Source organism: Frigoribacterium sp. Leaf186, assembly GCF_001423905.1.
Classification (GTDB): Bacteria; Actinomycetota; Actinomycetes; order Actinomycetales; family Microbacteriaceae; genus Frigoribacterium.
This window is the reverse complement of sequence record NZ_LMPQ01000001.1, coordinates 240,570-254,261: the sequence shown is the minus strand read 5'-3', so window position 1 is coordinate 254,261 and position 13,692 is coordinate 240,570. Positions and strand designations below refer to the sequence as shown.

Below are 13,692 nucleotides of genomic sequence, written 5' to 3'. Positions count from 1 at the left end.
CCCCTCTCTCTGTGGGAAGATCGACACCATGCTTCGTTGGTTGACCGCTGGAGAATCTCACGGGCCCGAGCTCGTCGCCGTCCTCGAGGGGCTGCCGGCCGGCGTGCCGGTCTCGGTCGACGCGATCCGCGCCGACCTCGCCCGCCGCAAGCTCGGCTACGGCCGCGGGTCGCGCATGAAGTTCGAGCAGGACGAGCTGAACATCTCGGGAGGCGTCCGCCACGGCTTCACGATGGGCAGCCCCGTGGCGCTGCGCATCGGCAACACCGAGTGGCCGAAGTGGGTCGAGGTGATGAACCCCGAGCCGGTCGAGGTGAGCGAGGGGTCGCGTGGTCGCAGCGCGCCGCTGACGCGGCCCCGCCCGGGGCACGCCGACCTCGTGGGCATGCAGAAGTACGACTTCGACGAGGCCCGTCCGATCCTCGAGCGGGCGAGCGCGCGCGAGACCGCGGCGCGCGTCGCGCTCGGCGCGGTGGCACGGTCCTTCCTCGCCGAGCTCGGCATCGAGCTCGTCAGCCACACCCTGTCCATCGGTCCCGTCCGAGTGCCCGACGGCAGTCCGGTGCCCGTGCCGTCCGACGTCGACCGTCTCGACGACGACGCCTTGCGCTGCTTCGACCCGGCGACGAGCGCCCTGATGGTCGACGAGGTCGAGTCGGCGAAGAAAGACGGCGACACCCTCGGCGGCGTCGTCGAGGTCCTGGCCTACGGCGTCCCGCCCGGCCTCGGCTCGCACGTCCAGTGGGACCGTCGCCTCGACTCGCAGCTGGCCGCCGCCCTCATGGGCATCCAGGCCATCAAGGGCGTCGAGGTCGGCGACGGCTTCGAGACGACCAGGAGGCGCGGCTCGGTCGCCCACGACGAACTGCACCGTCAGGGTGGGATCATCTCGCGCGACACCGACCGCGCCGGCGGCACCGAGGGCGGCATGAGCACGGGCACCGTGCTGCGCGTCCGCGCCGGCATGAAGCCCATCGCGACCGTTCCGCGGGCCCTGGCCACCGTCGACGTCACGAGCGGCGAAGAGAGCAAGGCGCACCACCAACGATCCGACGTCTGTGCGGTCCCCGCGGCGGGCGTCGTCGCCGAGTCGATGGTCGCGCTCGTGCTGGCGAACTCGGTCCTCGAGAAGTTCGGTGGCGACTCGCTCGGCGAGACGGCCCGCAACCTCCGGGGCTACCTCGAGGCCATCCCCGAGAACCTGCGGACTCAGCCGGCGTCCGCCACCGAGTGACGAACGCAGGTCCGGTCGTCCTGATCGGGCCGATGGGGGCCGGCAAGACGAGCATCGGCAAGAAGCTCTCCCGTCGCCTCGACGTCCCCTTCGTCGACAGCGACCGCCTCGTCGTCCAGCGGCACGGCCCGATCGCCGACCTGTTCGAGCACCACGGCGAGGCGCACTTCCGCTCGCTCGAACACGCGGCCGTCGCCGACGCGCTGGCCGGTGACGGCGTGGTGTCGCTGGGCGGGGGAGCCGTGCTCGACCACCGCACCCGCGCCTCCTTGTCCGGTCTGCCGGTCGTGCTGCTGACGGTGACGGCCGAGGCCGTCGAGTCACGACTGGCCGGCGGTTCACGGCCCTTGCTGCAGCGTGGCGGCATCGACGCCTGGCGCGCCATCGCCGACGAACGCGACCCCGTGTACCGGTCGCTCGCCTCCGTCGTGTTCGACACGTCCCACCGCCCCGTCTCGACCGTCGTGGACGACATCGAGACCTGGCTCGACTCCGAGAGAGGCACCGCATGACCGACGCCGACGGCACCACCGACACCACCGACACCACCGACACCACCGACACCACGACCATCCACGTGGCGGGAGACGCGCCCTACGACGTCCTGATCGGGCGTGGTCTGACCGACCGGCTGCCGGGCGTGCTGCACCCCCAGACCAAGAAGGTGCTGATCGTCCACGCCCCCACGCTCGGTCGGAAGGCCGGCGAGGTGCGAGACGCCTTGGTCGCGTCGGGCTACGAGGCCCTCATCGCCGAGGTCCCCGACGCCGAGGACGCCAAGCGCGTCGAGGTCGCCGCCTTCTGCTGGCAGGTGCTCGGACAGGCGGACTTCACCCGCACGGACGCCGTGATCGGTCTCGGCGGCGGTGCCATCACCGACCTCGCCGGCTTCGTCGCGGGCACCTGGCTGCGCGGCGTGCCGCTGGTGCAGATGCCGACGAGCGTGCTCGGGTTGGTCGACGCGAGCGTCGGGGGCAAGACCGGTGTGAACACGGCAGAGGGCAAGAACCTCGTCGGCGTCTTCCACCCGCCCGTGGCGGTGCTCGCCGACCTCGACCACCTCGACACGCTGTCGAAGAACGAGATCCTCGCCGGCTTCGCCGAGGTCGTGAAGGTCGGGTTCATCGCCGAGCCCGAGATCCTCGACATCGTCGAGGCCGACGTCGACCGCGCGACCGACCCGACCACTCCCGAGTTCCGCCGCGTCGTCGAGCTCGCGATCGGCGTGAAGGCGCGCGTGGTGGGTGAGGACCTCACCGAGCAGGGCCTGCGCGAGATCCTCAACTACGGCCACACGCTGGGCCACGCCGTCGAGCACGCCGAGCGCTACCAGTGGCGTCACGGTGCCGCGGTGTCGGTCGGCATGGTCTTCGCCGCCGAGCTCGCCCGTCTCACCGGCCGCCTGTCCGACGAGGCGGTCGACCGCCACCGACGCATCCTCGAGTCGCTGACGCTGCCCGTGTCGTACCCCCTCGGTCGCTGGAACACCCTGTTGGCGACGATGCAGCGCGACAAGAAGGCCCGGGCGGGCCTGCTGCGGTTCATCGTCCTCGACGAGATCGGACGTCCGTCGGTGCTGCAGGGGCCCGACCAGAGCCTGCTGTTCGCGGCCTACCAAGAGATCGGTTCGTAGCCTCTCGGCCCGTCAGGGCGTCCGCTACACTCGACGGTGGCCGATTCCGGCCGACCTCCCACCACCCCGAACGGATCATCCGCGCATGGCGACTACCAACGACATCAAGAACGGTGCCGTCCTCAACCTCGACGGCCAACTCTGGAACGTCATCGAGTTCCAGCACGTCAAGCCGGGCAAGGGTGGCGCGTTCGTCCGCACCAAGATGAAGAACGTCATGTCGGGCAAGGTCGTCGACAAGACCTTCAACGCCGGCACCAAGATCGACTTCGCCAACGTCGACCGCCGCGAGTACACGTACCTCTACGCCGAGGCCGACGGCTACGTGTTCATGGACACCGCCGACTACGACCAGATCAACGTGCCCGCCACGATCGTCGGCGACGCGAAGAACTTCATGCTCGAGAACCAGAACGTGCAGATGGCCCTGCACGACGGCGACCCGCTCTACATCGAGCTGCCCGCCTCGGTCATCCTCGAGGTCACCTACACCGAGCCGGGCCTCCAGGGCGACCGCTCGACCGGCGGCACCAAGCCCGCCACCGTCGAGACCGGCTACGAGATCCAGGTCCCGCTCTTCCTCGAGACCGGCACCAAGGTCAAGGTCGACACGCGCGACGGCGGCTACCTCGGCCGCGTCAACGACTAGTCGGTGAGCGCACGCACCAAGGCGCGCAAACGCGCCCTCGACGTCCTGTACGTCGCCGACATCCGTCAGATCAGCATGACCGACGCCCTGGTCGCCGAGACCCAGCGGGCCCTCGACCAACCAGAGCGCGGCTCGAGCTGGGGTTACGCCCGAGACATCGTCCAGGGCGTCATCGACCACCGTGACGAGATCGACGAACTCATCGAGACGTACTCGCAGGGCTGGACGCTCGCGCGCATGCCCACGCTCGACCGCGGCATCATCCGCATCGGCATCTGGGAGCTCCGGCACAACGACGAGATCCCCGACGCCGTCGCGATCAGCGAGGCCGTCGACCTGGCCCAGACGCTCAGCACCGACGACTCGGCCTCGTTCGTCAACGGCCTGCTCGGCCGCATCGCGACCAGCGGCTGACCCCGGCCCGCCAGCCTGCCGGCCCGTCGCCGAACCGCTAGGCTCGAGCCGTCCACACCGACATCCTTTAAATTCCGTCCCGAGAGGCGGGGAAGGAGGTCCGATTGAGCACCCGCACCGTGCTGAGTCAGGCTGACATCGCGCGTGCGCTCACGCGCATCTCGCACGAGATCCTCGAGTCCAACAAGGGCGCCGACGACCTGGTCGTCCTGGGCATCCCGACGAGGGGCGTGGTCCTGGCCGACCGCCTCGCCGAGATCCTCTCGACCATCTCGGGCAGTCCCGTGCCCGTCGGCTCGGTCGACGTCACGATGTACCGCGACGACCTCCGCCGCCAGCCGACGCGCTCGCCCCGCCCCACCTCGGTGCCCTCCGGCGGCATCGACGGCAAGACCGTCGTCCTCGTCGACGACGTGCTCTACTCCGGTCGCACCATCCGGGCCGCCCTCGACGCGCTCAGCTCGATCGGTCGCCCCCGCGCCGTCCGTCTCGCCGTCCTGGTCGACCGCGGCCACCGCGAGCTGCCGATCCGCGCCGACTTCGTGGGCAAGAACTTGCCGACCTCGACGGTCGAGCGCATCTTCGTCCGCCTGCACGGTGTCGACGACGACGAACTCGTCGCCATCGACGACGGCGCCAGCGCAGGAGGCGCGGGTGCCGACCCGGCGCCCGTCACCACCCCGGGGGCGACCCGGTGAGGCACCTGCTCAGCACCGCCGACCTCTCGCGCGACGACGCGATCCGCGTGCTCGACGTGGCCGAGGACATGGCCGACGTCGCCACCCGTGAGGTGCGCAAGCTCCCGACCCTCCGGGGCATCACGGTCGTGAACCTGTTCTACGAGGACAGCACCCGCACCCGCATCTCGTTCGAGGCGGCCGCGAAGAGGCTCAGCGCCGACGTCATCAACTTCGCCGCGAAGGGCTCGAGCGTCTCGAAGGGCGAGTCCCTGAAAGACACGGCCCAGACCCTCGCGGCCATGGGCGCCGACGGCATCGTGATCCGGCACCCGTCGAGCGGGGCTCCCCGGGTGCTGGCCGACAGCGGCTGGGTCGACGCCGGCATCGTCAACGCCGGCGACGGGACGCACGAGCACCCCACCCAGGCCCTGCTCGACGCGTTCACCATCCGCCGACGCGTGCACGGGGCCGGCAGCCGGGGTCGCGACCTCGACGGCGTCGAGGTCATGATCGTCGGTGACATCCTGCACTCGCGGGTCGCCCGCTCGAACGCGTGGTTGCTGAGGACGCTCGGTGCGCACGTGACCGTGGTCGCGCCTCCCACGCTCGTCCCGGTCGACGTCAGCAGGTTCGGCGTCGCCGTCCGGTACGACCTCGACGCGGCCCTCGCCGAGGTCGTGCCCGACGTCGTCATGATGCTGCGCATCCAGCAGGAGCGCATGAACGACGCGTTCTTCCCGAACCCGCGCGAGTACGCCCGGACGTGGGGGCTCGGAGCGGCACGGTTCCGGTCGCTGCCCGAGACGACCCTCGTCATGCACCCCGGCCCGATGAACCGCGGCCTCGAGATCAGCGACGAGGCCGCCGACTCGCCGCGGTCGACCGTCCGCGAGCAGGTCACGAACGGCGTCGCCGTCCGCATGGCCGTGCTCTACCTCACCCTCGCCGGCGACCGAGAGGACGCATCGTGACCACCACCCACCTCATCCGGGGCGCCGAGACCGTCGACGGGTCGACGACCGACGTCGTCGTCCGTGACGGCGTCGTCGTCGAGCTCGGCTCCGGCCTCAGCGCCGTCGGTGCGACGGTCACCGACGCCGACGGCCTGCTGCTGCTGCCCGGCCTCGTGGACCTCCACACCCACCTGCGTGAGCCCGGGGGCGAGGGCAGCGAGACCGTGCTGACCGGCTCACGGGCGGCCGCGGCCGGCGGCTACACCGCCGTCAACGCCATGGCCAACTCGTCACCGGTCGCCGACACGGCGGGAGTGGTCGAGCAGGTGCAGGCGCTGGGGGAGCGTGCCGGCTTCGTCACCGTCCGCCCCATCGGTGCCGTCAGCCAGGGGTTGAAGGGCACGCATCTCTCCGAGATCGGCGCGATGGCCCGCTCGCGCGCCGCCGTCCGGGTGTTCTCCGACGACGGTTCGTGCGTCGCCGATCCGCTCCTCATGCGCCGGGCACTCGAGTACATCAAGGGGTTCGGGGGAGTCCTCGCCCAGCACGCCCAAGAACCGAGGCTCACCGAGGGCGCTCAGATGAACGAGGGTGCGCTGTCGGCCGAGCTGGGCCTCGGCGGCTGGCCCGCGGTCGCCGAAGAGGCGATCATCGCCCGCGACGTGCTGCTCGCCGACCACGTCGGTGCCCGCCTGCACGTCTGCCACGTGTCGACGGCCGGCAGCGTCGAGGTGATCCGCTGGGCGAAGTCGCGCGGCATCGAGGTCACCGCCGAGGTCACGCCGCACCACCTCCTGCTCACCGAAGACCTGGTCTCGGGCTACGACTCGCGCTACAAGGTCAACCCGCCGCTCCGCCGCTCCGAAGACGTCGAGGCCCTCCGCGCAGCCCTCGCCGACGGCACGATCGACATCGTGGCCACCGACCACGCTCCGCACACGTCCGAGGCCAAGTGCTGCGAATGGGACGCCGCCGCCAACGGCATGGTCGGGCTCGAGTCGGCACTGTCGGTCGTGCACCACGCCATGGTCGAGACGGGGGCGATCGGCTGGGCCGACGTGGCCCGGGTGATGTCGATCGCACCGGCCGCCATCGGGCAGGTCGCCGGGCACGGGCGTCCCCTCGCCGTGGGCGAGCCCGCCGAGCTCACGCTCTACGATCGTGGGGTGACCCGCACGTTCTCCGCCGAGCACCTCGCGGGCAAGAGCCGCAACTCGCCCTACCTCGGGCGCGTGCTGCCCGGGCAGGTGCGGGCCACCTTCCACCAGGGCTACGCGACCGTGGTCGACGGCGGCGTCGTCGACAGCGACGTGGTCGCGCACGCGGCCCGGCTGGTCGACAGCGCGGCGGCCCTCGCCGCCGCCGAGGGGGCGACCACCCGGTGAGCCAGTGGATCATCGCCGCGCTCATCCTCGTCGGCGTCGGGCTGCTGATCGGGCTGATGGCCCGGGCGTGGCGGGCTCGCGGTCGCCGCCAGTCCGACATCCCGGCCCCCGACCGGGCGCCCGACGACCTGTCCGACCCGACCGTCGCGGTCGACGCGTTCTACGTGGCGACCTCGCGGGGCGGCGACCCGCTCGACCGCGTGGTCGTGCACGGTCTCGGCTTCCGCGGCCGTGCCGTCGTGTCCGTCCACGCCGAGGGCGTCCGCCTCGAGATCGCGGGCGAGGCGGCCGTGCTGATCCGCGCCTCCTCGTTGCGAGGCGTCGACCGCGCCACCTGGACGATCGACCGCGTCGTCGAGCGTGACGGCCTCGTGCTCGTCGGCTGGCGCCTCGGCGACGTCGACCTCGACACCTACCTGCGCATCCCCGACGACCCCGCCCCGGTCGTCGACGCGATCCGCCCCCTCGTCCCCACGGCCCCCGGGGCCGGCACCACCAAGGAGAAGACCATTGACTGACGCCTCCACCACCGACAGGGCCGTGCTGGTCCTCGCCGACGGCACCCGGTACGTCGGGCGCGCCTACGGCGCCGTCGGACGCACCCTCGGCGAGGTCGTCTTCGCGACCGGCATGACCGGCTACCAAGAGACGCTCACCGACCCCTCGTACGCCGGCCAGATCGTCGTCATGACCGCGCCGCACATCGGCAACACCGGCGTGAACGACACCGATCCCGAGTCGCGCCGCATCTGGGTCGCCGGCTACGTCGTGCGCGACGCCAGCCGCGTGGTCTCGAACCACCGGGCACAGGGCAGCCTCGACGACCAGCTCGTCATGGACGGCATCGTGGGCATCCGCGGCATCGACACGCGTGCCGTGACCCGGCGCCTGCGCGACGTCGGTTCGATGAAGGGCGGCGTCTTCAGCGGCGCCGACGCCGAGCTCGACCCCGCCGAGCAGCTCGCCCTCGTCACCGCGGGTGCCGACATGAGGGGCCTCAACCTCTCGAGCCAGGTGTCGACGGTCGAGCCGTACGTGCTGCCGGCCGAGGGCGACCGCGTCGGCTCGGTGGCCGTGCTCGACCTGGGCGTGAAGACCTCGACCCTGCGCTACCTGGCGCAGCGCGGCTTCGAGGTGCACGTGCTGCCGCAGTCGACCACCCTCGACGAGTTGCGCGCCCTCGCCCCCGACGCCCTCTTCTACTCGAACGGCCCCGGCGACCCGGCCGCGAGCGACTCGCAGGTCGAGCTGCTCCAGGGTGCCCTGCGCGACGGCCTGCCGTACTTCGGCATCTGCTTCGGCAACCAGTTGTTCGGCCGCGCCCTCGGGTTCGGCACCTACAAGCTGCCGTTCGGCCACCGCGGCATCAACCAGCCGGTGCTCGACAAGACCACGAACAAGGTCGAGATCACCAGCCAGAACCACGGCTTCGCCGTCGACGCGCCGATCGAGGGCGTGCTCGAGTCGCCGGCCGGCTTCGGCCGCGTCGAGGTCAGCCACTACAGCCTCAACGACCAGGTGGTCGAGGGCCTGCGGGCCCTCGACATCCCCGCGTTCTCGGTGCAGTACCACCCCGAGGCCGCCGCCGGTCCCCACGACAGCAACCACCTCTTCGACCGCTTCCGCGAGGCGGTCGCCGCCCGGAAGTCCGGCCGGGCCGTCGACTTCGGCTCCGACATCGAAAGCAGCAACTGATGCCCAAGCGCGCTGACATCAACTCCGTCCTCGTGATCGGCTCCGGGCCGATCGTCATCGGTCAGGCGGCCGAGTTCGACTACTCGGGCACCCAGGCCTGCCGCGTCCTCCGCGAAGAAGGGGTGCGCGTGATCCTCGTGAACCCCAACCCGGCGACGATCATGACCGACCCCGACTTCGCCGACGCGACCTACATCGAGCCCATCACGTCCGAGGTGCTCGAGGCGATCATCGTCAAGGAGCGTCCCGACGCGATCCTGCCGACCCTCGGCGGGCAGACGGCCCTCAACGCCGCCATCGCCCTCGACGAGGAAGGCATCCTCGCCAAGCACGGCGTCGAGCTGATCGGCGCCAAGGTCGAGGCCATCCAGAAGGGCGAGGACCGCCAGCTGTTCAAGAAGCTCGTCCTCGAGTCGGGCGCCGACGTCGCCAAGTCGTACATCGCCACGACCGTCGACCAGGCCGTCGAGTACGCCGAGGACCTCGGCTACCCCCTCGTCATCCGCCCCTCGTTCACCATGGGTGGGCTGGGCTCCGGTTTCGCCTACACCCGCGACGAACTCGTGCGCATGGTCACCGACGGCCTGCACCAGAGCCCGACGACCGAGGTGCTGCTCGAGGAGAGCATCCTCGGCTGGAAGGAGTACGAGCTCGAGATGATGCGCGACACGGCCGACAACACGGTCGTCGTCTGCTCGATCGAGAACGTCGACCCGGTCGGCGTGCACACGGGTGACTCGATCACCGTGGCCCCGGCCCTGACGCTGACCGACCGCGAGTACCAGAACCTGCGCGACATCAGCATCGACATCATCCGTCGCGTGGGCGTCGACACCGGTGGCTGCAACATCCAGTTCGCGGTCGACCCGGCCGACGGTCGCGTGATCGTCATCGAGATGAACCCCCGCGTCTCGCGCTCGAGCGCCCTGGCGTCGAAGGCCACGGGGTTCCCGATCGCGAAGATCGCCGCGAAGCTGGCCCTCGGGTACCGACTCGACGAGATCCCGAACGACATCACGAAGGTGACCCCCGCCTCCTTCGAGCCCACGCTCGACTACGTCGTGGTCAAGGTGCCCCGCTTCGCGTTCGAGAAGTTCCCGGCCGCCGACACGACCCTGACGACGACCATGAAGAGCGTCGGCGAGGCCATGGCCCTCGGCCGCAACTTCACGCAGGCGCTGCAGAAGGCGCTGCGCTCGCTCGAGAAGCGCGGCTCGAGCTTCCACTGGCAGGGCGAGCCCGGCGACCAGGAGGCGCTGCTCGCGTTGGCCGCGACGCCCACCGACGGTCGCATCGTCACCGTCCAGCAGGCCCTGCGGGCCGGCGCGACCGCCGAGCAGGTCTTCGACGCGACCAAGATCGACCCCTGGTTCATCGACCAGGTGGTCTTGATCAACGAGGTCGCCGAGCAGGTCTCCACGGCTGCCGAGCTCGACGCGGACACCCTCGTGCTCGCGAAGGACCACGGCTTCAGCGACGACCAGATCGGCCAGTTGCGCGGGCTCTCCGAGCAGCAGGTGCGCGACCACCGTCACGCGCTCGACGTGCGTCCCGTCTTCAAGACCGTCGACACCTGCGCGGGGGAGTTCCCCGCCCTGACCCCCTACCACTACTCGAGCTACGACACCGAGACCGAGGTCGTCGCGAGCGACCGGCGCAAGGTGATCATCCTCGGCTCGGGGCCCAACCGGATCGGCCAGGGCGTCGAGTTCGACTACTCGTGCGTGCACGCCAGCTTCGCGCTGAGCGACGCGGGCTTCGAGACGATCATGATCAACTGCAACCCCGAGACCGTCTCGACCGACTACGACACCAGCGACCGGCTGTACTTCGAGCCGCTGACGCTCGAGGACGTCCTCGAGGTCGTCCACGCCGAGAGCGCCGGGGGCGAACTCGTCGGCGTCGTCGTGCAGCTCGGCGGCCAGACGGCCCTCGGCCTGTCGAAGGGGCTCGAGGCCGCCGGCGTGCCCATCCTCGGCACGACGCCCGACGCCATCGACTCCGCCGAAGAACGCGGACTGTTCCAGGGCATCCTCGACGCGGCCGGCCTGCTCGCCCCGCGCAACGGCACGGCCACCGACTACGACAGCGCGGTCGCCGTGGCCGAGGAGATCGGCTACCCGGTGCTGGTGCGTCCGTCGTACGTCCTCGGCGGCCGCGGCATGGAGATCGTCTACGACAGCCCCTCGCTGGCGGACTACTTCGAGCGGGTCGCGGATCAGGCCATCATCGGCCCCGACGCCCCCCTGCTCGTGGACCGCTTCCTGGACGACGCCGTCGAGATCGACGTCGACGCGCTCTACGACGGCACCGAGCTCTACGTCGGCGGCATCATGGAGCACATCGAGGAGGCCGGCATCCACTCGGGCGACTCGAGCTGCACCCTTCCGCCCGTCACCCTCGGCAAGGGCGAGATCGACCGCGTCCGCGAGGCCACGCTCGCGATCGCGAAGGGCATCGGCGTGTCCGGCCTGCTCAACGTGCAGTTCGCGATCGCCGCCGGCGTGCTCTACGTCATCGAGGCCAACCCCCGGGCCAGCCGGACGGTTCCCTTCGTCTCCAAGGCCCTGGGCATCCCGCTGGCCAAGGCCGCCTCGCTCGTCATGGTCGGTCGCAGCGTCCGTGAGCTCGTCGACAGCGGCCTGCTGCCCGCCCAGGACGGCTCCGACGTGCCGCTCGACTCGCCGATCTCGGTGAAGGAGGCCGTGCTGCCCTTCAAGCGGTTCCGCACGAAAGAGGGACAGGTCGTCGACAGCGTCCTCAGCCCCGAGATGCGCTCCACGGGCGAGGTCATGGGCATCGACCGCGACTTCCCGCGGGCCTTCGCCAAGAGCCAGACCGCGGCGTACGGCGGCCTGCCCACGTCGGGCACCGTCTTCGTGAGCGTGGCCGACCGCGACAAGCGCGCGATCGTCCTGCCGGTGCTGCGCCTCCAGCAGCTGGGGTTCCGCATCCTGGCGACCGAGGGGACCGCGACGGTCCTCGTCCGCAACGGCATCCACGCCGACACCGTCGAGAAGTTCAGCGCCGGGGGCCATTCGGTCGTCGACCTGATCAACGCCGACGAGGTCGACATCGTGATCAACACCCCGAGCGGGTCGTCCGCGCGGGCGGACGGCTACGAGATCCGCGCGGCGACCGTCGCGGCCGACAAGGCGCTGTTCACCACCATCGCGCAACTCGGTGCCGCCGTGGCGTCGATCGAGGCCGTCCAGAGCGACCTCGAGGTGACGAGCCTGCAGGACTACGGTCTCGCCCGGGCGGCACGACGGTGAGCTCGTCGTTCGGCGACCGGCTCGCGGCGGCCTTCGCCGCGACCGGTCCGCTGTGCGTCGGGATCGACCCGCACCCCTACCTGCTCGAGCAGTGGGGGCTTCCCGCCGGTGCGGCAGGCGTGCGCGAGTTCGGCCTGCGGGTGGTCGACGGCGTCGCCGGATCGGCGTCGATCGTCAAGCCGCAGGTCGCGTTCTTCGAACGGTGGGGTTCCGCGGGCTTCGCGGCGCTCGAGGACGTCCTCGCCGCGGGCCGCGACCGTGGACTGCTGCAGATCGGCGACGCCAAGCGCGGTGACATCGGCACGACCATGGACGCCTACGGCGAGGCGTGGTTCGACCGGTCGTCGCCCTTGCGGGTCGACGCGCTCACCGTGTCGCCCTACCTGGGCTTCGGCTCCATGGCCGGGTTGGTGGGCCGCGCACGCGCCGCCGACGCCGGCGTCTTCGTCCTGGCCGCGACGTCGAACGTCGAGGCGCTGACCACGCAGACGGCCGTCCGCACCGACGACCACGGCGCGGAGGGCACCGTCGCGAGCGGTATCGTCGACGACGTGCTCCATGACAACCAGACGGCGGGCGACGCCCCCTTCGGCAGCGTCGGCCTCGTGCTCGGCGCCACCGTCGACCTCGACGACTACGGCATCGACGCCGCCCGGCTGACGACGACGCCCGTCCTCGCCCCGGGGTTCGGGCACCAGGGCGCTTCGTACGCCGACCTGCCCCGCCTGTTCGGTGCTGCGGCGGGGGCCGTGCTCGTCTCCGCCTCGCGGGCACTCCTCTCGGCGGGTCCCGTCGGGTTCGCCGAGGCCGTCCGTCGCGACGCCGACCAGGTGCGCTCGTGCCTCGCCTGACGCCGCCTCCGGTCGACCGGGCCGCCGCGGCCCGGGCCGCCGTGGCCGCTCGGCGCGGGCGTGCGACGGTCAAGAACGCCGTCGCCTCGCGCAGCCGGAGCGCCCTCGACGTCGCCGAGACGGCGTGGGCGGGTGAGCCCACGAGCCCCGAGGGCTCGCTGCGGGTCCGCGAGCTGCTCACGAGCATCCCGGGCATCGGACCCACCCGGGTCGCCCGCATCATGACCGAGCTCGGCATCGCCGAATCGAAGCGCGTCGGTGGGCTCGGCGTCCGCCAACGGCGCATCCTCGGGGACTGGCTGGCCGCCCGCGAGGCCAAGGGGCGCCTCCGGTCCCGGCTCGTCGTGCTCGCCGGCCCCACGGCCGTGGGCAAGGGCACGGTCTCGACCTACATCCGCGAGAACTATCCCGACGTGCACCTGAGCGTCTCCGCCACGACGCGCGCACCGCGACCGGGCGAGGTGGACGGCGTCCACTACTACTTCGTCGACGACGCCGAGTTCGACCGGATGATCCGCGACCGCGAGCTGCTCGAGTACGCGACCGTCCACAACTCGTACCGCTACGGCACCCCTCGGCCCCCTCTGGACGCCGCCCTGACCGAGGGCCGCAGCGTCCTGCTCGAGATCGACCTGCAGGGCGCCCGGCTCGTCCGCGCCGCGATGCCCGAGGCGGTGCTGGTCTTCCTGCTGCCCCCGACCTGGGACGAACTCGTCCGTCGCCTTGTCGGTCGCGGCACCGAGGACGCCTCTGAGCAGCAGCGCCGTCTCGAGACCGCGAAGGTCGAGCTGGCCGCCCAGGACGAGTTCGACGCGCGTGTCGTGAACCACGACGTGGCCGAAGCGGCCCGCGAGGTCGTAGAATTGATGACTGCGCCCGAACCGGGCCGCACCCGCGCGTGACCCGCGCCCCGATCTCGATGC

Annotated in this window: 13 protein-coding genes; all 13 read left to right on the top strand. The window is 71.2% G+C overall.

The genetic code is table 11. From position 1 onward, the window contains the following. Positions 1-28: 28 nt before the first annotated feature. The 13 genes from aroC to gmk all read left to right on the top strand — a co-directional run bounded on the left by aroC (position 29) and on the right by gmk (position 13,671). Positions 29-1,234 (top strand): chorismate synthase, encoded by a 1,206-nt coding sequence (gene aroC / locus ASG05_RS01245; RefSeq protein WP_056256403.1) that lies wholly within the window; start codon positions 29-31, stop codon positions 1,232-1,234. Positions 1,235-1,266: 32 nt separating this feature from the next. Then, positions 1,267-1,746, top strand: coding sequence for a shikimate kinase (locus ASG05_RS01240; protein WP_056258195.1), 480 nt, complete (start codon positions 1,267-1,269; stop codon positions 1,744-1,746). Then, positions 1,743-2,867, top strand: a complete 1,125-nt coding sequence (gene aroB, locus ASG05_RS01235) for a 3-dehydroquinate synthase (RefSeq protein ID WP_056256400.1) — start codon at positions 1,743-1,745, stop codon at positions 2,865-2,867. Before ASG05_RS01240 ends, aroB begins: the two co-directional genes overlap by 4 nt. An 85-nt stretch (positions 2,868-2,952) precedes the next feature. Then, positions 2,953-3,516, top strand: a complete 564-nt coding sequence (efp, locus tag ASG05_RS01230) for an elongation factor P (RefSeq protein WP_056256399.1) — start codon at positions 2,953-2,955, stop codon at positions 3,514-3,516. Between the two features lie 3 nt (positions 3,517-3,519). After that, entirely contained in the window at positions 3,520-3,930 is a 411-nt protein-coding gene (gene nusB, locus ASG05_RS01225; RefSeq protein ID WP_056256396.1) for a transcription antitermination factor NusB, read from the top strand. A gap of 104 nt (positions 3,931-4,034) precedes the next feature. Further along, positions 4,035-4,628 carry a bifunctional pyr operon transcriptional regulator/uracil phosphoribosyltransferase PyrR gene (gene pyrR, locus ASG05_RS01220; protein WP_056256395.1) on the top strand — a complete coding sequence of 198 codons (594 nt, stop codon included), beginning with the start codon at positions 4,035-4,037 and terminating at the stop codon, positions 4,626-4,628. Next, positions 4,625-5,581, top strand: a complete 957-nt coding sequence (locus ASG05_RS01215; RefSeq protein WP_056256392.1) for an aspartate carbamoyltransferase catalytic subunit — start codon at positions 4,625-4,627, stop codon at positions 5,579-5,581. The genes pyrR and ASG05_RS01215 overlap by 4 nt, the downstream gene beginning before the upstream one ends. Then, positions 5,578-6,948 (top strand): dihydroorotase, encoded by a 1,371-nt coding sequence (locus ASG05_RS01210; protein WP_056256389.1) that lies wholly within the window; start codon positions 5,578-5,580, stop codon positions 6,946-6,948. Before ASG05_RS01215 ends, ASG05_RS01210 begins: the two co-directional genes overlap by 4 nt. Next, entirely contained in the window at positions 6,945-7,466 is a 522-nt protein-coding gene (locus ASG05_RS01205) for a hypothetical protein (RefSeq protein WP_056256386.1), read from the top strand. Before ASG05_RS01210 ends, ASG05_RS01205 begins: the two co-directional genes overlap by 4 nt. Beyond that, complete coding sequence (carA, locus tag ASG05_RS01200; protein WP_082486203.1) at positions 7,459-8,643, top strand: glutamine-hydrolyzing carbamoyl-phosphate synthase small subunit; 1,185 nt, start codon at positions 7,459-7,461, stop codon at positions 8,641-8,643. Before ASG05_RS01205 ends, carA begins: the two co-directional genes overlap by 8 nt. After that, positions 8,643-11,918 (top strand): carbamoyl-phosphate synthase large subunit, encoded by a 3,276-nt coding sequence (carB, locus tag ASG05_RS01195; RefSeq protein WP_056256381.1) that lies wholly within the window; start codon positions 8,643-8,645, stop codon positions 11,916-11,918. Before carA ends, carB begins: the two co-directional genes overlap by 1 nt. Next, positions 11,915-12,769, top strand: coding sequence for an orotidine-5'-phosphate decarboxylase (gene pyrF / locus ASG05_RS01190; protein ID WP_056256378.1), 855 nt, complete (start codon positions 11,915-11,917; stop codon positions 12,767-12,769). The genes carB and pyrF overlap by 4 nt, the downstream gene beginning before the upstream one ends. Continuing rightward, complete coding sequence (gene gmk, locus ASG05_RS01185) at positions 12,757-13,671, top strand: guanylate kinase (RefSeq protein WP_056256375.1); 915 nt, start codon at positions 12,757-12,759, stop codon at positions 13,669-13,671. Before pyrF ends, gmk begins: the two co-directional genes overlap by 13 nt. Positions 13,672-13,692: the final 21 nt, after the last annotated feature.